We start from the raw sequence: 17,372 nt of genomic DNA on the forward strand, positions 1-17,372 counted from the left end.
CGTGTCCTGTCCGCTTTCCATTCCTTCCTCGGCCGTCACAGCCGTTCGAGCAGCCCGGAGAAGTGCTCTCCGAAGCCGCAGCGCTGGGCGATCATCTCGAGCTGTTCGTCCGGGTAGAGATCGACTTCCTCGTTGATCAGGAGCAGCTCGTCCTCGGGCAGTCCGAGATCGGACAGCAGGGCGAGATTGCCCTCCGGCCAGATCTCGTCGTCGTCCTCGTCGGGAGGATCGACCCGCAACAGATCCAACACGTCGGCGGCGATGTCGTAGTCCAGCGCGGCCGCCGCGTCGGACAGCGCGAGCTCCACACCCCCGGGGACGGGGCGGACCAGCACGAAGAACTCGTCGTCCACATTGCACATGCCAACCACGGCGCCGGTGGACCGCAGTTCTCTCAGAGCCGTTATTACCGCGTCGAGCCCGGTCAGCACCGAGCTGTCGAGCACGTTGCAACGCCACCGCCCGTCCTCTCGAACCGCGGCGACGGCAAAACCCGCGATCGGTGTCTGGACCGTCATGACGCCACGGTAAAGCGTGCGGACGCCACCCGAAAGCACTATTGCACGGACGTCACTCTCCAGGTCAATGATCCGACTCGGTCGGCGACCGAGCGAACACCGAGCGTCCCCGTCGGGCAGTATTGAGTCATGCGAGCCGTGTGTGTGATCGGACTGGGACTGATCGGTGGGTCGGTGCTGCGGGCGGCGCTGCGCGCGGGCCGCGCCGGCTGGGGAGCCACGACCTCGGAGGAGGACGCCGCCGCGGCCCGCGCCGCCGGCTACGACGTGGCCCCGAGCACCGAGGAGGCGCTGCGCCGGGCAGCCGAGCAGGATGCGCTCGTCGTGCTCGCCACTCCGCTGCCCGCCGTCGGCGGAGTGCTGCGCCGGATCGCGCGACACGCCCCGGAGACGTACCTGACCGATGTGGTCGGTGTGCAGGAGCCGGTGCACGAGCTGGTGCGCGAGCTGGCTCCCGGCACCCGCTACGCGGGCGGGCACCCGATGTCCGGAACGACCGACTCCGGCTGGTCGGCGGGGCGCGCCGAGCTGTTCGACCGCGCTCTCTGGGCCGTGACCACCGACGAGGACACCCGGCTCGACTCCTGGGTGGAAGCGGCGGCGCTGGCCGTGGACTGCGGATCGCGAGTGGTTCCGGCCGGCCCCGGCGAGCACGACGCGGCGGTGGCGCGGATCTCCCACCTGCCCCACGTGCTCTCCGCGGTGCTCGCCTCGGTCGGGGCGGACGGAGGTCCGCTCGCCCTGTCCCTGGCAGCCGGTTCCTTCCGGGACGGCACCCGGGTGGCCGGCAGCGACCCCGATCTGGTGCGCGCCATGACCGAGGGCAACCGGGCGGCGCTGCTGGACGCGCTGGACGACGCCCTGGGGCGGCTCGGGGCCGCCCGCGGGGCGCTCGCCACGACCGGCTCGCTGAATTCCACGGTGCGCTCCGGGCACGAGGCCAACGGGAGCCTGCGGGAGCAGCACGCGGCGGAGCGGGTGAGCAGCACCGTGCCGCTGAACGCGGGGCACGCGCTGCGCAGGCTGCGCGAGGTCGGCCAGCGGGGCGGCTGGGTCGTCTCCCTGGACGCGGAGTCGGCCACGGTCGAGCTACCCGCCACCGAGTGAGCGCCAGCGTCCTCCGCCGGAGTGACGGGGCTCCACGCCGGCTCCTCCCGGATTCGCGGGAGCCTCCGCTCGTCAGAACCACTCGAGCAACCGGCACCGCCGAACTCCCTTTTCGGGCAGGATGGAACCATGCCACGCGCGCTCCTGCTCGACGCCGCACGAACTCCGTTCGGAAGCTACCGGGGTGGGCTGTCCGGGGTCCGGGTCGACGACCTGGCGGCGATGCCGATCACCGAGCTGCTCCGGCGCGGACGGACCCGGTCGGATTCCGCCCTCGACCCGAGCACGATCGACGAGGTCGTCTACGGCAACACCAACGGCGCGGGCGAGGAGAACCGCAACGTGGCGCGGATGGCCGGGTTGCTAGCGGGACTTCCGAGCACCGTTCCCGGCATGACGGTCAACAGGCTGTGCGGTTCGAGCGGTGAGGCCCTGGTCCAGGCGGCCAGGGCGATCCGGTCCGAGGAGGCTGAGCTGGTCCTGGCGGGCGGGGTCGAGGGGATGAGTCGTGCTCCGTTCGTGATGCCGCGTTCCGAGCGCGTGCTTCCGGATCGGCTCGACGTGGTCTCCACGGCCGCGGGCTGGCGCCTGGTCAACCCGCGCATGAGTCCGGAGTGGACCGTCCCGCTCGGTTCGGCGGCCGAGCGCGCGGCGGAGGAGCTGGGCATCGGCCGGACCGAGATGGACGAGTACGCGCTGCGCTCCCACCGGCGCGCGGCCGCGGCCTGGGACGCCGGGGTGCACGACGATTTCGTGTTCCCGCTGCACGACCCGAGGGGGATCACGGTGCGCGGCGACGAGTCGGTGCGCACCGACACCGGGATGACCAAGCTGGGGGGACTTCCCCCGGCGTTCTCCGCCGACGGCCCGGTCACCGTGGGCAACTCGGCTCCGCTGGGGGACGGGGCCGTCGCCGCGCTGGTCGGTTCGCAGCAGCAGGCCGACCGCATGGGGGTCACGCCGCTGGGGGAGCTGCTCACCGGGGTGACCGTGGCCTGCGAACCGCACCGCTTCGCGCTGGCTCCGGTGACGGCGATCCGCAAGCTGCTCGGCAGGCTGAACGTCGACCTGGCCGAGGTCGATCTCTGGGAGATCAACGAGGCTTTCGCCGCGCTGGTGCTCAGCGTGCTGCGGCACTTACCGGACATCCCGCTCGAGCGAGTGAACGTTCACGGTGGAGCCCTGGCTTACGGGCACCCGCTCGGCGCGTCCTTCGCCCGGGTGGTGATCGACCTCTGCAGGCACTTGCGGCAGCGCGGTGGCGGACTGGGGGTGGCCAGTGCCGGCATCGGAGTGGGGCAGGCCATGGCCGTGGCGGTGCGGGTCTGACCCGGGAGAAAATCCCGAACGCAATTCGCAGCGGAAGGCTCGCACCGAACGAGCCAAAACACTTTACTACATCGAGAATCATCTCGAATCTCCCAACCACGAACGTGTGATCACTTTCGCACGAAAACGGGACAGAAGAATCACCACTCCACGCCACACAATAAGGTGAATCAATCGTGAACCACGAGGCGAACTCCACCGAACTCCGGTAGACATGAAGTGTCGGCTGCCGACACGGTGCGGCCGACGTACGAAACCCACTCAAAACGAAAGGCACCAACATGCGTTCGTTCAAGCGTGCAGCCGTTGTCAGCGCCATGGCCCTCCCGCTCGCCCTGGGCAGCGCCGGGATCGCCTCGGCCGACTCCCCGAAGGGCCACAAGGACCACGAGGGCGACAAGTGCGTGCACAAGTCCTGCCAGATCGACGTGGAAAAGCACGAGAAGAACGAGAAGAACAACAACTGGCTCTGGAACTGGACGAACTACACCGCGAAGTACGACACCAGCATCATCAACGCCGGAATCATCGGCTGAGAATTATTTTCGAGTCGGAACTCCCGACTTCCGCCGCAGCCTCCCGGTGATCTTTTCCCGACGTGTTGACGACCGGCGTGGCAGCTCGGCGCGAGCAGCGTCGAAACGGCCACGCTGCCCGGACGAGCAGCCACGGATCCGTCCGTGTCGCGCCCCCACGAGGACGTCCTGAGGTGTGTGCACGGCGGCGCTGTCCGCTGTCAGGACGATCGCGTGCGGGCGGGAACTTCGTCCCGGAGCTCCCACGGCGACCGAGCCGGAAAACTTCACCGAGGCGGTGGCGTACTGGCGCCCCGGGCCCTGTGCCACTGCGGGCAGGGCCCGGGAACCAGCTCCTCGCGGATCTTCACACCTCGGCCGGCACGCGGCGGTCCGATACGCGCATCCCGGTACGCGGCAGCCCAGTAAGCGACAGCCCAGTACGCGGCGATCCGGTACGCGCAGCAGAGCGCACCGCATAATTGAAAATAGTTCCCATTATCGATGGTGTGCGTGTTGCTCGCATCCCGCGAGCCACGAAGCGCGATCGATCCGGTGGGAGACATGACGCTGACAGCGACGAGGGAGCACCTTCGGACCAGCGAGCACGCGGTGGCGATGGGGGTGCTCGGCGTGTTCGTGGTGGCGTGCTTCGCCGCCGAGGCGGCCGGGCTGGGGAAGCTGCTGATCATCGCCGTGGTGTCCTGCCTGGCCATGGTCGCGGGGGCGGTGCTCGCACTGCGGAGGATCGTGAGCAGCAGCGCGCTGACCTGGGCGTACGGTCTCGCCGCCGGGGCGATGGTGGCCAGCGCGTGCGCTTTCCTGCTTCCCACGGCGATCGAGCGGAACGCGACGCTGGGAGGTTTCGGCATCGCGGCCGGCGTGCTCGCCGGGTTCACGCTCCACCTCGCCGGTGCGGGCTTCGAGTTCCGCACGGCGCTGCTGGACGACTACGTGGTCCGGCTGACCGTGCACTCCGTGGCCGCCGGGTTCGTCATCGGGGCCATCTACGCCAGCATGCCGGGCATCGGACTGCTGCTGGGGCTCTCGATCATCTCGCACAAGGGACCTGCCGGATACGCGGCGGCGCGCTCGCTGCACGGTTCCGGGCGTTCGATCGTGCCGGTGGTGCTCCCCTCCTGCGGGATCGGCATCGCAGCGATCGCGGTCGGCCTGCTGGGGTGGCCCCTCTCCCCCGCGGTGACCGCACCGGTGTTCGGCGTGGCAGCGGGCCTCTTCCTGCACGTGGCGCTGGACTTCCTGGCACACCTGGAAAAGAACCGTGCCACGGGAAGTCCCCGACTGGCGGCGCACGCCACCACGAGCGCGCTCGCCGGAGCCGCGGCCGTCGTGGGCGCCTGGGCGATCACCGGAGGCTGACCGGCCCGGTGGAAGCACTGGCGCTGGAGGTCCACACGGCCCCCGCGCCGAAGGTCACAACCGAACAGCGCGACCGTGAAAACCGCAGGACAGCAAGGACAGGCCCCGTACAAGCGGGTACCCCTGCGCAACGCCTCGGTCGCACCCCTGGCGATGCGGTTCCCGAAGTCTCGTCACCTGATCGCGTTCCGGCTATCCTCGGTAACGACCTCTTCGCGCGGAGTCGCCACCCGGCGCCCCGGGAACTCGCGAAGAGGCAGGCTTCCGCTAAGAGGTGGTTCAGCGTGAGTGCTGATGTGGGCTACCGGATCAAGAAAGCTCGTCAGCGGGCCGGCATGTCGAGGCCGGTACTCGCCGGGCTGGTCGGACGCTCAGCCGAGTGGTTGAAGGCGATCGAGAACGGGCGGTTGCAGGTTCCGCGACTGCCGATGCTGGTCAAGCTCGCGCGGGCACTGGAGATCTCGGATCTGGCCGAGCTGACCGGGAACGGCGAAGCCGTCCCGGTGCAGACCTTCGCCGGAGGCGCGGAACACGCCGCATTGAGCGCAGTCCGAACCGCGCTCACCGAGTACCGACTCGGCGAACAGCACCGACGGCCCAGCATCGTGCACCTGGCCGAACGACTGCGGGCGGCCTGGCAGCTCCGGCACTCCTCTCCCGACCACCGAAGTCAGATAGGTGCACTGCTGCCCGATCTCATCCGGGACTCGCAGAGCGCTGTGCGCACCTACTCCGGCGAACAGGCCCGGGAGGCTCGTCGTGTGCTGGCTGGAGTGTATCGACTGAGTCAGTTCTACACCGCCTACCAGCCGGCCCCGGAGTTGGTGTGGCTGGTGGCCGACCGCGCGATGAGTGAAGCGCAGAACGCGGACGATCCTTACGCGATCGCTTCGGGCGCGTGGGGGTTGGTGCAGACGCTACGTGAATCCGGGCGCTGGGACGAGGCGTTGCAAGTGGCCGAGGACGGACGTAAACAGCTCACTCCCCACCTGTCCGAGGACAGCCCCGTGGACTGGCGCGGCTTGTACGGCGCGTTGTTCGCCGAGTCCGCACTCACGCACGCACGCGCGGGCAGGCACGGCCCGGCCTGGCGGGAGTGGGAGCGCGCATACGACGTCGCTCGCGAACTCGGCCCCGCGTACCGACACATCCAGTCCTCGTTCAGCCTGCCCGTGATGAGCGCGCACGCCGTCAGCATCGCGGTCGACCTGCAACGGCCCGGCGAAGCGTTCCAGGCGCACACGATCACCCCGGAAGAGATCACCTCGGTGCCACGCCGCTCACGGCATCTGATCGAACTCGCCCGAGCTCACCACAAGGACGGGAACCGCGCCGCCACGCTGGCCACCCTGCGGTGGGCCGAACGGACGGCACCGGAGACAGCCGCCTACAACGGGTTCGCCCGTGACCTCACTGCCGGGTTGGTCGAGGCTCCTCCCGACGGTCAGCGCGAAGAAGCACGCACACTGGCCGACCGGTTGGGGCTGTTGGTCCGATAGGTGACAGGTACAGTTCGTCCCTCTTCCGAAGCCGCAGTGGCCGATGCTTCGGGTATGGCAACGAGCTCAACCGATACCGGACGCGTTCAGGTGCGCTGCACCACCGTGGAATCCGACGGACGGGAATCATTCGTGCTGCGCCCCGCGGGCGAGCAACTCCGCATCGACACACCCACGGTGTTCCACCGAACGAGGTGGACACCCGAACAAGCCCGCCGACTGCGAGACGCACTGACCACACTGCTCGACCGGCTCACCCCAGGCGGTGAAACCCGATGAGCCGGCCGCACACGCAGTTGGCAACACTGCTGCGCCGGGCGCAGTGGATGCTGGACGAAGCCGCCTACAAACTCGGCGGCAAGCAGCTCCCGGACACCGACCGGCACGCCCTGGCCGAAGCCCTGGACGAGCTGGCCGCCGCACTGCGCGAGCACGCCGACGAACCCGCCGAACTCGCAGCCGGACAGCACGAGCCGCCCGCGATCGTGGAGCCCCAGCGGTGAGCGCTCGCCGCCCCCGCCCCTGTCTCGGAGGACACGGGGACCGACGACCGTGCCGACTGCCCGGCCACCGGCTCGCCCGCACCGGAACGCTGCCGCCTGCCGCCCCTCGCGAGAACCGGCGGCCGGAACCACCGCGGTGGGCCGAACCGAACCCGACGCTGCTGACCCGCGTGCTGGACGGGCTGCGTGCCCTGCAGCCCGCGACGCGGAGCCGCACCCCTGGTTCTTCCCGGCTCGGACCGAACGAGCCGGGGACGAGAAGAGGAAGCACGGAAAGGAGCTGACTGTGACCGACACTCCCGAAACCAACCTGTTCCCCTCCCGCACACCGGCGGAAGGCCTGTCCACGGACGTGCCCAGCGGAACAGCCCTGCGTCCCTTCGGGCTGACTCGCGGCACCGCCCTGGCCGACGGGGAAGCGATGACCGACCTGAGCGAGCTGAGCTACGACCCCGAGCGACAGATCAACGTGGACTCAGCGGGTGATCCGGTCGTGGCGAATCCGCTGTCCCAGCGAATGACCACGCACACCGACACCCGGTACGACATGCAGTGGTTCGTGGACAAGGACTGACATGCCAGCGCCTTCCGTTGTCGTCGTCACCCGCGAGCAGGACATCACCGCCGACTTGGTGGTGCGCGAGCTGCACGAGCGCGGCGTCGGTGTGGCGCGGTTCGACCTGTCCGACTTCCCGGAGCGGATGCGCCAGGCCGCCTATCTGGTACCCGGTCGGGATCGCTGGACCGGAGCGCTACGCGGAACGCACCGAGATGTGGACCTCTCGGCCGTGCGCGGGGTGTGGTACCGCAAACCTGCCCCCACCTCGCCACATCCGAGTCTGACCGCAACGGAGTGCAACTGGGTGGCCGCCGAGGCCCGCACAGGTCTCGGCGGTCTGCTCGCAGCGCTCCCGGCCCGGTGGATCAACCGGCCCGACGCGGCAGCGCTCGCCAGTCAGAAACCCGCACAACTCCGAACCGCGGTGGCGTGCGGGCTCGACGTCCCCGAATCACTGCTGACCAACGACCCCGAACGCGCACGTGAGTTCTGCGCGGGCGGTCCGGTGATCTACAAACCGCTGGGTGGAGGGCCGAGCAGCGAGAACGGCCATCGCGTGGCACTGCGGACCACCACCGTGACCGCGGAGGAGATCACCGACGGGGTCGCCCGCACCACGCATCTGTTCCAACGACGGGTCGAGTGCGCCTACGCGGTGCGCTGCACCGTGGTCGGCGACCTCGTGTTCGCCGCACGGTTGGAGCTCCCGGCAGGAGTGGACACGGTGGACTGGCGGGACTGCCACGACGAGCTCACCATCACCCCGATCGAAGTACCCAGTGCCGTCGGCGCGGGACTGCGGGCACTCATGACCCGGCTGGGTCTGGTGTTCGCCGCTCCCGACTTCGTGGTCGACCCCGACGGCCGCTGGTACTTCATCGGCGATCTCAACCCGAACGGCCAGTGGGCCTGGATCGAACACCTCCGCGAACCGATCACCCGCGCCCTCGCCGACGAACTCACCGCATCGGAGACCGCATGACCCTCATCGACGACACCGCCCGGTACCGCGCGGCGCTCGCCGAGCAGCTGACCGAACAGCTGAACCTGTCGAGCACGTGGCGCGACGCCTTCCGGGCGGTGCCGCGTCACCTGTTCGCCCCCCGGTTCACCCTGTTCCACCCGCCCAGCGGGAGTTACACCGGCTACGACACCACCGACCCGGCGCAGCGCACCGCGGCGTTGTCCGCGGCCTACAGCGACGACACGCTGATCACCCGGTTCGACGAGAGCGGAAACGGCATCAGCTCCTCCACGGAACCGAGCCTGATGGCGACGATGCTGGAGGCGCTTGAGCTCGACCCGTCCCACCGGGTGCTCGAAGTCGGCACCGGCACCGGCTACAACGCCGCGCTGCTGTGCGAGGTCGTGGGCAGCTCGCGCGTCACCACCGTCGACGTGGACCCCGAGCTGATCGGCGACGCCCGCACGGCACTGGACACCGCCGGATACGCACCGAGCGTGCGCTGCGGGGACGGTGCGGACGGACTCGCCGAACGGGCACCGTTCGACCGGATCATCGCGACCTGCGGAGCCGACCGGGTGCCGACCGCGTGGCTCGACCAGCTCTCCGCCGACGGGGCTGTGCTGGTCAACCTTTCCAGGGGGATCGCACTGCTGCGGCGCACCCGCCCCGGCAGCGTGTCCGGACGGTTCCTCGACCGCGCCGGGTTCATGCCGCTGCGCTCGCCCTCCGAGTCGGCCCAGCCGCCGGCCGGACGCGTGGTCTCCGAGACCAGCGGGGCCGCGGAGACGACCCGCCCGACCACCCTCCCGGAGAGTGTGGACTTCTCCACGATGTCGCTGTTCACGTCCCTGATCGCCGCCAGGAGCAGGCTCGTGCGCACTGCCCGGGACGATCAGGTCACCACTTGGCGGTGGGTCCACCCCGCGTCCGGTTCGTGGGCGCGCGTCGAGCCGGTCAACCAACGGGTCCACCAGGCGGGGCCCCGACGGTTGTGGGACGAGCTGGAACCGGTGCTGACCTCGTGGCAGCGGGCGAACCGGCCGGGCCTCGAACGGTACGGCATCACCGCCCACCAGGACGGCACGCACGAGCTGTGGCTCGACACCCCGGAGGGGCTGATCACGGAGCTGCCGAGCTGAGCAGTCCCGAAGAGCAGCCGCCGGGACCACGACCTCGCCGCGTTGTCGTCGACCAGAGCCATCCCGTCATCCACTGCAGTCAATCACTGCGCCGACGACAGCGCGGGAGACACCGAACACCGACGCGGTCACAACCGCGACCACATGGGGACGAGGCCGGACCTCCCGCGTGAGCGGTGCTGCCCTGAACTCGGTGGTCGACGGGGGTCGACGGGGGCTCGTGAAAGTTGGCAGCAAATTGGCGACCGTCTCCGTGACCCCCACGGAGCCATCGTCCCCGAACAGCAAAAAACCCCCAGCGAACCGGGGGTTTCAAGCTGTCTCGACCAGACGTGCGCCCGTAGGGATTCGAACCCCAAACCTTCTGATCCGTAGTCAGACGCTCTATCCGTTGAGCTACGGGCGCATGTTCAGTTGTGAACTCCCACTGACGTGGGAGTCCCAGCGGAGGCTCCGGGATTCGAACCCGGGAGGGGGGTTACCCCTACCGCATTAGCAGTGCGGCGCCATAGACCAGACTAGGCGAAGCCTCCGGGTGTTTCCTCTTTGCCACTGATGAGAACTATACACACCGCCGTCGCGGCGTTTTCAACGGGGGGTCACCTTTCGCGCACGAGCCCGGCAGGCGACCCGCCCGCCACCTGGATCAGCCGGTTTTTTCGCCGCTCATGCGGATGAAGGGAGCCAGCGAGTCCGGATTGCGCAAGGCGTCGGTGCTCACCGCCCGCTCGGGAGCGCCCCCCGCGAGGATCTTCTTCACCGGAACCTCGAGCTTCTTCCCGTTCAGGGTGTACGGCACCTCGTCCACCGGGACGAACCTGTTCGGCACGTGCCTGGGGGACAGCTCGCCGCGCAGCCCCTCCTTGAGGCGGGGAGTCAGCGCGGACAGCTCCGCGCCCTCGGCCAGCACCAGGAAGCACAGCAGCTCCCCGTCGGTCTCCCCCGCTCCGGAGGTGTCGATGACCAGCGAGTCCAGCACCTCCTCGAAGCTCTCGACCACGCGGTAGAACTCGGCCGTGCCCATCCGGATACCACCGCGATTGAGCGTGGAGTCGCTCCTGCCGTAGATCACCAGCGAACCGCGCTCGGTGACGCGCACCCAGTCCCCGTGCCGCCAGATCCCGGGGAACGTGTCGAAGTAGGCCTCCAGCATCCGACTGCCGTCGGGATCGTTCCAGAAGTACACCGGCATGCACGGCATCGGCTTGGTCAGCACCAGCTCACCGACCTCCTCGAGCACCTCTCCGCCCCGCTCGTCGTAGGCGGCCACCGCGGCCCCGAGCATCGGGCAGGAGATCTCGCCCAACCACACCGGAACATCGGGCGAAGCCCCCACGAAAGCGGTGCACAGGTCCGTGCCCCCGGACACGCTCGCGATCTGCACGTCGCGGCCCACCGCCTCGGCGATCCACCGGAACCCGTCCCCGGTGAGCGGGGCCCCAGTCGAGCCCACGGTGCGCAGCGCGGACAGGTCGTAGTCCTGCCCGGGGATCAACCCGCGTTTGCGGCACGTCTGGATGAACGGCGCTGACGTGCCGAAGTAGTTGACCCCGCACCGGGCCACGACCTCCCAGAGGCCGTGCGTGCCCGGATACATCGGGCTCCCGTCGTACAGCACCACCGTCGCGCCGGTCAGCAGGCCACCGACGAGGAAGTTCCACATCATCCAGCCGGTGGTGGTGTACCAGAAGAACACGTCACCCGGCCCGAGGTCGCAGTGCAGCCCGACGACCTTGAGGTGCTCCAGCACCATCCCGCCGTGCCCGTGGACGATCCCCTTCGGAAGTCCGGTGGTGCCGGAGGAGTACAGCACCCAGAGCGGGTGGTCGAAGGCGACCCGCTCGAAGGAGAGCTCGGCACCGGCGTGCCGTTCGAGCAGCTCGGACCAGTCCGCGGTCCCCGGCAGCTCCGCGGCGTCGTCGAGGTAGTCGACCAGCACGGTGGCCGCCAGCCCCGGAAGCTGCTCCTCCAGCTGCCGGACGGTCTCGGTCACGTCGAACCGGCGACCTCCGTACAGATAACCGTTCGTGGCGATCAGGACCTTCGGCTCGATCTGCACGAAGCGGTCCGCCACCGCGCGCACCCCGAAGTCCGGGGAGCAGGACGACCACACGGCACCGAGGCTGGCCGTCGCGAGGAAGGCCACCAGCGTCTCGGGACTGTTCGGGGCCAAGGCGGCCACCCGATCACCCCGGCGCACCCCGAGTTCGACCAGCCCCGCCCTGGCCGCGGCCACGGCGGCGCGCAGCCGACCGAAGGTGAGCTCCTCCCGGCGCCCGTCCTCCCGCTCGAAGACCACGGCCGTGTCCTGCGCGTCCTTGCCGGGGCCCGCCGACAGCGCGTGCTCGGCGTAGTTCAACCGCGCCCCCGGGAACCACTCCGCTCCCGGCATGGTCTCCGCGTTCAGCACGCGCTGCCCGCGATCGGAGAAGGCCACCCCGAAGAAGTCGGCCACCGCCGACCAGAAGCCCTCCAGATCGTCGACCGACCACCGCCACAGCGAGCGGTAGTCGGGCAGGTCGAGCTCCCGCTGCTCACGCAGCCACCCCCGGAAGCGGGCCATGCCGGTCTCGCTCACCCGCTCGGGCGAGGGCTGCCAGAGCAGTTCGGGAGTGCTGTCCGCGGAAGTGCTTGAAGTCATAACAGCTTCCTAACCCACCACCACCCGGTTGAGCTATAGGTAACGCCCGGGCAATTCGGAGTTCACTCCGCACGACTCCGGTCGACGGCCCGGCGAATCCCGCTCCGGGAGCGCCCCGCCGGTGCGGCGGGCAGGACCTCGCGGGACCGACTAGCCTCGGGGTCACCTCAGGTGCAGATCGAACCAGTTGCGGGCGCGGCGCCAGGCCTCCTCCGCCGATTCGGGATCGGTGTCGAAGCGGTGATCGGCGCGCGAGTAGCGCACCACATCGGTGATCACACCGGCCCCCGAGGCGGCCGAGCGGAGCTTGTCGATCTCCTCCGGAGGGATGTGCGAGTCCATCTCGCCGTACATCCCCAGCCACGGGCAGCTGACCTCCTCCGCGATCTCGACCAGCGGGGGCAGCCCCACCGAGAGCGGGGTGACGATCCCGCCGCCGCCCACGGTCACGGCAGCGCCGAGCCTCCTGCTCGCGGCGACGACCAGAGCAGCCGTCCCCCCGATGTCGAAGCCCATGATCCCCTGGTGCTCACCGGAAACTCCCCGGTCGGCCAACCAGACGAAGGCCGCGTCGGTGTCGGCCAGCACCGACTCCCCGGAAAGCCCCCGCACGCGCTCGGCCACCCACGGTTCCGCGGTCTCCGATTCGGAGGTCTCGCTGCCTTCCCCGTGGTAGAGGTGCGGGGCCACCGTGAGCCAGCCCTCCTCCGCCAGGGCGGCCAGGATGATCCTTATCCGCTCGGTCACCCCTTTGTCCTCGTGCAGGACCACGATCCCACCACGTACTACGTTTTCCGGTTCGGCGACGGTCAGCCGGAGTTGCGTGCCGTCGGTGAGCGCGATGGTGTCGGTCCTGGTTTCGATCATACTGCGCAGGGAACCATGCCGGGGTAAGCACACGTCAACGCTGTGTGACGAAATGGAGTGACTGAATGGTGTGCGCAGCCGATTTTTTCCCCCTTTCGGTCTAGGACGCTGCGCGGACCGGTTCACGCGAACGCCCGCTCCACGCCCCGCGCCGCCATCTCGCGAGCGACCCCACCTCCCGGGCTGCTCGCCACCGGGAAATCCGCGGAGAGCGCGAGCGCTCCCATTGGTTCCGGACGCGTCCGGCGGAGGGGATAGTCTCGGGCCGCGGCCGGAGAGGCCGTCGCGGAACGATCAAGGAGTGGTCAATGAGCGTGCGCGTCCGTGCCGACCTCGACAGCCTCCCCGCCTACGTGGCGGGCAGGACCGTGCCGGGTTCCACGAAGCTGGCCAGCAACGAGGTCTCCCGGGGACCGCTGCCGAGCGTGGTGGAAGCCATCACGCACGCGGCTCACGAGGTGCACCGCTACCCCGACATGGCCGCGACCGAGCTCGTGGACGCGCTGGCCGAGCGCCTCGACGTGCCCACCGAGCGACTCGCCGTCGGCTGCGGCTCCGTGGCGCTGTGCCAGCAGATCGTGCAGGCCATGTGCGCGCCCGGCGAGGAGGTCGTCTTCCCGTGGCGCTCCTTCGAGGCCTACCCGATCCTGACGAAGGTCGCCGGGGCCGAGGAGGTGCGGGTCCCGCTGACCGCGGACAACGCCCTGGATCTGGACGCGCTGGCTGCGGCGATCACCGAATCCACGCGCGTGGTCTTCGTCTGCACGCCCAACAACCCGACCGGAACGGCGCTGCGCGAGGAAGAGCTGGTGGCGTTCCTCGAGCGGGTTCCGTCCGACGTGCTCGTGGTCCTCGACGAGGCCTACCGGGAGTTCGTCGACGACCCGCAGGCGCCCGACGGGGTGGAACTCACCCGCCGGTGGGACAACGTCGTCTCCCTGCGCACCTTCTCCAAGGCCTACGGCCTGGCCGGACTGCGCGTCGGGTACGCGGTAGCACCTCCCCAGGTCGCCGAGGCGCTGCGCAAGGTCTACATCCCGTTCAGCGTCAACGCGGTCGCCCAGGCCGCGGCGGTGGCCTCGCTGGGCGCCCGCGAGGAGCTCGCGCAGCGCTGCGCCGAAGTGGTCGCGGAGCGGAAACGCGTTCGGGACCGGCTGCTGGAGCTCGGCTACCGAGTTCCGCCGACCCAGGCCAACTTCGTGTGGCTCCCCCTCGGGCAGCGGACTCAGGCCTTCAACGAGCACTGCCTGGAAAACCGCGTGGTGGTTCGCGCCTTCACCGGCGACGGGGCGCGCGTCACGGTCGGCACTCCCCCGGAGAACGACGCCCTGCTGGAGGCTGCCGCTTCCTTCGCGGGATGACGCCGCCCAACGCCGCTCAGCGCTCGGGCGCCTGCTCCGTCGTGCTCCCGTGAGGGGTTTCCTCGGCGGGACGGGCGTCCTCCGCTGCCGGACGTCGCTCCTCGGCGGGGAGTTCCGACTCCCGCGAGGTGCTTCCCTCTCCCGGGAGGGGGTGTTCGGCCACGTCGGCTTCCCCGGAGTCGGACAACCGCTGCTGACCGCGCCTGCGGAAGTAGCGGAAACCGGGTATTCCCACGATGGCCCTGCGCACGTCGTACGAGACCTCCAGCAGCTCGTGGATCTCCGGCCCGACGCGGTCCAGAGTGCGCAGAATCGGGAGGATGTCCGACAGGACGTGCTCGGTCAGCACCGGCAACTCGTCGACCAGCCTGATGGCCGCGTCTACCTCCTTCTGCGAGAGCTCGGCGACGAACTTCTCCACCATGGGGGCGGCCCGGTGCGCGGTGGGTTCGTAGGCGGCGAGCAGCCCGTCCACCGTTTCGGTCGTGCGTTCGGCGCGCTCCACGGTCTCCGCCGCGCGGGCGGAGACGCTCTCGGCCTTGGCGACGACCGCGCCCGCCGAGGTCGAGATGTGCTCGGCCGCCGACACCGTCTCCTCGGCCGCAGCGGCCACCTGACTGCTGTGGCGGACGATCCCCTCGGCCTCGTCCACCGTTCCCGCCACGCGCTCGACGATTCCGTCCGCGCGTTCGACGATTTCACCTACCCGTTCGACCAGCCGCTCGGCCTCGTCGATCAGACCGACCACCCTGCCGGGGACCGCGGCCGCCGTTCCGGCCACGTTCACGGCACGCCCTACGGTCGCCCTGGCCATCCCGGCGACCTCGCCCGGCGTTGGAATAGCGATCATCATGCACCCACTGTGCCCGCGCGGGAGCAGGGAGCACCACCGAACGGCGGAAACCGTGTCTCCGACTGCCGGGGCGAGGAGGCGGAGCGGCGCCGTGCCCCGTTCGTCGACGGAGCACGGCGCCCGGTCCGGATGCGCGCGCAGGGCTGACCTCACGAGCGAACGGAGCAGGCCGGCGCACCCGAGGCCGCTCCGGGCATCCGCACCCGCGGATCGCGAAATCCGCCGGGCTGTCAGCCGGTCACGGCCGCGTGCCCCTCGGGACTCTCCGGGGTGGGAGCGCTGGGCAGCTCCTCCTCGCCACCCGGCTGCTTCGGCTCGTCGGGCTGCTTCGGCTCGTCCGGATCGCCCGGCTTCTCGGGCTCATCGGGCTTGTCCGGCTGATCCGGCTCATCAGGCTTGTCCGGCTCATCCGGCTTGTCGGGATCATCCGGCTTGTCCGGGTCGTCAGGTTTGTCGGGATCGTCCGGGTCGTGCGGCTTGTCCTCGTCCCCGCCGGTCGAGGGGTGGTCCACCACGGGGGCGTTGACGCACTCCGCGGACTCCGGCGACAGCACGGAAGCGACGGCACCGAGCACCGCGATGTCGTTGCCGCAGAGCTGGATCGGCGCAACGCTGGCGTTGTTGCCGTTACCGACGTTGATCCCGTCGTTGTCGGCGCTGTCGGCGAAGGACGGAGTGCCCGCGAGCAGGAGACCCGCGGTCGCGGCCACGCTCCCCGCCAAGTATGTCTTCTTACCCACTCTTACACTTCCTTTTCGGATTCTTGCGGATTCCCTACTCGACGAGTCACTCAGCGGCTCGTCATCCGCCCACTCAGCGCAGCCGGACCAACGTTCCCAGCGGCAACGACCGCAGCAGGGACAGCGCGTCCGCGGGAACGCGGACACAACCGTCGCTGCTCGCGGAACCGAAGACGCCCGGATCCGGCCAACCGTGCAACGCCACTGTTCCGGGACCACCTCCGTAGGTCTTGAAGGTCTCGGAATGCGTGCCCAGCGGCAGAACGATCGGACTGTAATCGTTCACCGTTTCCCGGATGGAGGCGAGGATGAAGGTGCGGCCCCTCGGGGTCGGGCTCGCCTTCTTGCCCACGCCCACTTCCCAGGAACCGATCTCGCGACCGTTCTTGAGCACCACCAGTCGGCGAGCGTCCACGTCGACGTTCACGACGTGTCGGGAACGCGCCTTGTGCACTTTGTCGCTCTCCGACCGGACCCAGCCGGTCGAACCGTTCGGCCGCGAAGGCAGCAGGACCCGCGCCCAATCACCGCGTTCGGCGACGATCGGGACCCAGGTGGGGGACTTGAACTGGCGAGCGGGCAATCGGGCGATCGCCTTGCCACGTACCGAGTCGTACACCGCCGTGTCCTGCTCGACACGCAGCACCACGCCGTTCGTCCCCTCGTTCGGAGCGGGATCGGACGGCGCGTCGGGGGTAGTGCCGAAGGTGGTCGCCTTCGGAAGCGCGGACAGGTCCACTGTGGATCGAGTAGTGGATGGAGTGGCCGCGTCCACCGGAGCCGGCTCGGACGGGGCGTCCGAGCAACCGCCCAACAGCAGCACGAGGAGAACAGCGGAAACCGCCACCAACCGACGTACCGGGGAAACTCCCCCGAATACGGAACCGGGGGAGCCGATTCTCGCGAACTCCATCGAAAACGTCCTCGTGACTGCGCCTGCCTTCGCGGTACGCACCGGCCCCTCCCGAGCAGGGTCATCGCCCCTCGAGTCCGACCGGTGCCGGAAAACCGACCGCAAGAACGATCGGATTCCGAGCGAAGATTAACCGATCATCGCTGCCGAGCAACCGGGGACACGCCCACCCCTCCCCGAGGCGGAGATCCCCGGCGCTGCGTTGTTGACCAGCGCAAAAATCAACTTCTCGCCACGCGTGAAGATCAACAGGGAAAGCTTTTCGGGTAATCGCCCGCAAAAATTCACCCTATCGAGCTATAAAACCACACGCCTCCACAGAAAGGGCTAATCACCCAGGAAAGTCGACCGCGCAACACTCCTCACTCGACCGAGCGAAAAATAAGGCACTCCCATTCACGCGGTGTCACCCACGACACCGCAGCGCCGCGTTCTTCCCGAGCCGTGCGAGCCGCCGGACGACCGGGCACCGGGCACCGGA

General features: G+C 69.3%; 16 protein-coding genes and 2 tRNA genes. 10 read left to right on the forward strand and 8 right to left on the reverse strand.

Annotated features, from left to right (window positions below; all coding sequences use genetic code 11):
* Nucleotides 1–35 precede the first annotated feature (35 nt).
* Nucleotides 36–518: a tRNA adenosine deaminase-associated protein gene (locus G9Q41_RS19630; RefSeq protein ID WP_092524812.1), complete on the reverse strand. Its 483-nt coding sequence runs from the start codon at nucleotides 516–518 to the stop codon at nucleotides 36–38.
* A gap of 129 nt (nucleotides 519–647) precedes the next feature.
* Here G9Q41_RS19630 and G9Q41_RS19635 point away from each other — a divergent pair, with 129 nt between their 5' ends.
* From G9Q41_RS19635 to G9Q41_RS19675, 9 genes are all read left to right on the forward strand, one after another.
* Nucleotides 648–1,625, forward strand: coding sequence for a prephenate dehydrogenase (locus tag G9Q41_RS19635; protein WP_165633735.1), 978 nt, complete (start codon nucleotides 648–650; stop codon nucleotides 1,623–1,625).
* Between the two features lie 129 nt (nucleotides 1,626–1,754).
* The gene (locus G9Q41_RS19640; RefSeq protein ID WP_165633736.1) at nucleotides 1,755–2,954 is read left to right on the forward strand and encodes a thiolase family protein; all 1,200 of its coding nucleotides are present in this window, start codon (nucleotides 1,755–1,757) and stop codon (nucleotides 2,952–2,954) included.
* Nucleotides 2,955–3,235: 281 nt separating this feature from the next.
* A complete protein-coding gene (locus G9Q41_RS19645; protein WP_165633737.1) occupies nucleotides 3,236–3,490 on the forward strand; it encodes a hypothetical protein in 255 nt (84 codons plus the stop codon).
* A gap of 543 nt (nucleotides 3,491–4,033) precedes the next feature.
* Entirely contained in the window at nucleotides 4,034–4,849 is an 816-nt protein-coding gene (locus G9Q41_RS19650) for a hypothetical protein (RefSeq protein WP_092524820.1), read from the forward strand.
* Nucleotides 4,850–5,133: 284 nt separating this feature from the next.
* Nucleotides 5,134–6,348: a helix-turn-helix domain-containing protein gene (locus G9Q41_RS19655; protein WP_207631497.1), complete on the forward strand. Its 1,215-nt coding sequence runs from the start codon at nucleotides 5,134–5,136 to the stop codon at nucleotides 6,346–6,348.
* 275 nt (nucleotides 6,349–6,623) lie between these two features.
* Nucleotides 6,624–6,851: a hypothetical protein gene (locus G9Q41_RS19660; RefSeq protein ID WP_092524824.1), complete on the forward strand. Its 228-nt coding sequence runs from the start codon at nucleotides 6,624–6,626 to the stop codon at nucleotides 6,849–6,851.
* Nucleotides 6,852–7,137: 286 nt separating this feature from the next.
* Nucleotides 7,138–7,425: a putative ATP-grasp-modified RiPP gene (tgmA, locus tag G9Q41_RS22105; RefSeq protein ID WP_165633738.1), complete on the forward strand. Its 288-nt coding sequence runs from the start codon at nucleotides 7,138–7,140 to the stop codon at nucleotides 7,423–7,425.
* 1 nt (nucleotide 7,426) lies between these two features.
* Nucleotides 7,427–8,392 carry an ATP-grasp ribosomal peptide maturase gene (gene tgmB / locus G9Q41_RS19670; RefSeq protein WP_165633739.1) on the forward strand — a complete coding sequence of 322 codons (966 nt, stop codon included), beginning with the start codon at nucleotides 7,427–7,429 and terminating at the stop codon, nucleotides 8,390–8,392.
* Nucleotides 8,389–9,516 (forward strand): methyltransferase domain-containing protein, encoded by a 1,128-nt coding sequence (locus tag G9Q41_RS19675; RefSeq protein ID WP_165633740.1) that lies wholly within the window; start codon nucleotides 8,389–8,391, stop codon nucleotides 9,514–9,516. Before tgmB ends, G9Q41_RS19675 begins: the two co-directional genes overlap by 4 nt.
* A gap of 333 nt (nucleotides 9,517–9,849) precedes the next feature.
* On the opposite strand, the gene G9Q41_RS19680 is transcribed toward G9Q41_RS19675, so the two are convergent.
* From G9Q41_RS19680 to G9Q41_RS19695, 4 genes are all read right to left on the reverse strand, one after another.
* Nucleotides 9,850–9,922: transfer RNA gene (locus G9Q41_RS19680), tRNA-Arg, on the reverse strand.
* Between the two features lie 39 nt (nucleotides 9,923–9,961).
* A tRNA-Ser gene (locus G9Q41_RS19685) sits at nucleotides 9,962–10,049 on the reverse strand.
* Nucleotides 10,050–10,162: 113 nt separating this feature from the next.
* On the reverse strand, nucleotides 10,163–12,157 hold the full coding sequence (locus G9Q41_RS19690) for an acetoacetate--CoA ligase (protein WP_165633741.1): 1,995 nt from the start codon (nucleotides 12,155–12,157) through the stop codon (nucleotides 10,163–10,165).
* A gap of 162 nt (nucleotides 12,158–12,319) precedes the next feature.
* Nucleotides 12,320–13,024, reverse strand: a complete 705-nt coding sequence (locus G9Q41_RS19695; protein ID WP_092524834.1) for a dienelactone hydrolase family protein — start codon at nucleotides 13,022–13,024, stop codon at nucleotides 12,320–12,322.
* Nucleotides 13,025–13,332: 308 nt separating this feature from the next.
* On the opposite strand from G9Q41_RS19695, the gene hisC reads away from it, so the two are divergent.
* Complete coding sequence (gene hisC / locus G9Q41_RS19700; RefSeq protein WP_092524836.1) at nucleotides 13,333–14,385, forward strand: histidinol-phosphate transaminase; 1,053 nt, start codon at nucleotides 13,333–13,335, stop codon at nucleotides 14,383–14,385.
* A 16-nt stretch (nucleotides 14,386–14,401) separates the two neighbouring features.
* Here the strand turns inward: hisC and G9Q41_RS19705 are convergent, their stop codons facing one another.
* From G9Q41_RS19705 to G9Q41_RS19715, 3 genes are all read right to left on the reverse strand, one after another.
* Nucleotides 14,402–15,238, reverse strand: coding sequence for a methyl-accepting chemotaxis protein (locus G9Q41_RS19705; RefSeq protein ID WP_207631500.1), 837 nt, complete (start codon nucleotides 15,236–15,238; stop codon nucleotides 14,402–14,404).
* 230 nt (nucleotides 15,239–15,468) lie between these two features.
* A complete protein-coding gene (locus tag G9Q41_RS19710; protein WP_347567618.1) occupies nucleotides 15,469–15,978 on the reverse strand; it encodes a hypothetical protein in 510 nt (169 codons plus the stop codon).
* 73 nt (nucleotides 15,979–16,051) lie between these two features.
* Entirely contained in the window at nucleotides 16,052–16,891 is an 840-nt protein-coding gene (locus G9Q41_RS19715; protein WP_165633742.1) for a L,D-transpeptidase, read from the reverse strand.
* Nucleotides 16,892–17,372 lie beyond the last annotated feature (481 nt).

This window comes from Actinopolyspora sp. BKK2 (assembly GCF_011291845.1).
Classification (GTDB): Bacteria; Actinomycetota; Actinomycetes; order Mycobacteriales; family Pseudonocardiaceae; genus Actinopolyspora; species Actinopolyspora saharensis.

What these genes read in the sequence shown, in the direction of transcription:
- G9Q41_RS19630 (WP_092524812.1), bottom strand. Translation starts at nt 518, where the DNA reads ATGACGGTCCAGACACCGATCGCGGGTTTTGCCGTCGCCGCGGTTCGA.
- G9Q41_RS19635 (WP_165633735.1), top strand. Translation starts at nt 648, where the DNA reads ATGCGAGCCGTGTGTGTGATCGGACTGGGACTGATCGGTGGGTCGGTG.
- G9Q41_RS19640 (WP_165633736.1), top strand. Translation starts at nt 1,755, where the DNA reads ATGCCACGCGCGCTCCTGCTCGACGCCGCACGAACTCCGTTCGGAAGC.
- G9Q41_RS19645 (WP_165633737.1), top strand. Translation starts at nt 3,236, where the DNA reads ATGCGTTCGTTCAAGCGTGCAGCCGTTGTCAGCGCCATGGCCCTCCCG.
- G9Q41_RS19650 (WP_092524820.1), top strand. Translation starts at nt 4,034, where the DNA reads ATGACGCTGACAGCGACGAGGGAGCACCTTCGGACCAGCGAGCACGCG.
- G9Q41_RS19660 (WP_092524824.1), top strand. Translation starts at nt 6,624, where the DNA reads ATGAGCCGGCCGCACACGCAGTTGGCAACACTGCTGCGCCGGGCGCAG.
- tgmB (WP_165633739.1), top strand. Translation starts at nt 7,427, where the DNA reads ATGCCAGCGCCTTCCGTTGTCGTCGTCACCCGCGAGCAGGACATCACC.
- G9Q41_RS19675 (WP_165633740.1), top strand. Translation starts at nt 8,389, where the DNA reads ATGACCCTCATCGACGACACCGCCCGGTACCGCGCGGCGCTCGCCGAG.
- G9Q41_RS19690 (WP_165633741.1), bottom strand. Translation starts at nt 12,157, where the DNA reads ATGACTTCAAGCACTTCCGCGGACAGCACTCCCGAACTGCTCTGGCAG.
- G9Q41_RS19695 (WP_092524834.1), bottom strand. Translation starts at nt 13,024, where the DNA reads ATGATCGAAACCAGGACCGACACCATCGCGCTCACCGACGGCACGCAA.
- hisC (WP_092524836.1), top strand. Translation starts at nt 13,333, where the DNA reads ATGAGCGTGCGCGTCCGTGCCGACCTCGACAGCCTCCCCGCCTACGTG.
- G9Q41_RS19705 (WP_207631500.1), bottom strand. Translation starts at nt 15,238, where the DNA reads ATGATGATCGCTATTCCAACGCCGGGCGAGGTCGCCGGGATGGCCAGG.
- G9Q41_RS19715 (WP_165633742.1), bottom strand. Translation starts at nt 16,891, where the DNA reads ATGGAGTTCGCGAGAATCGGCTCCCCCGGTTCCGTATTCGGGGGAGTT.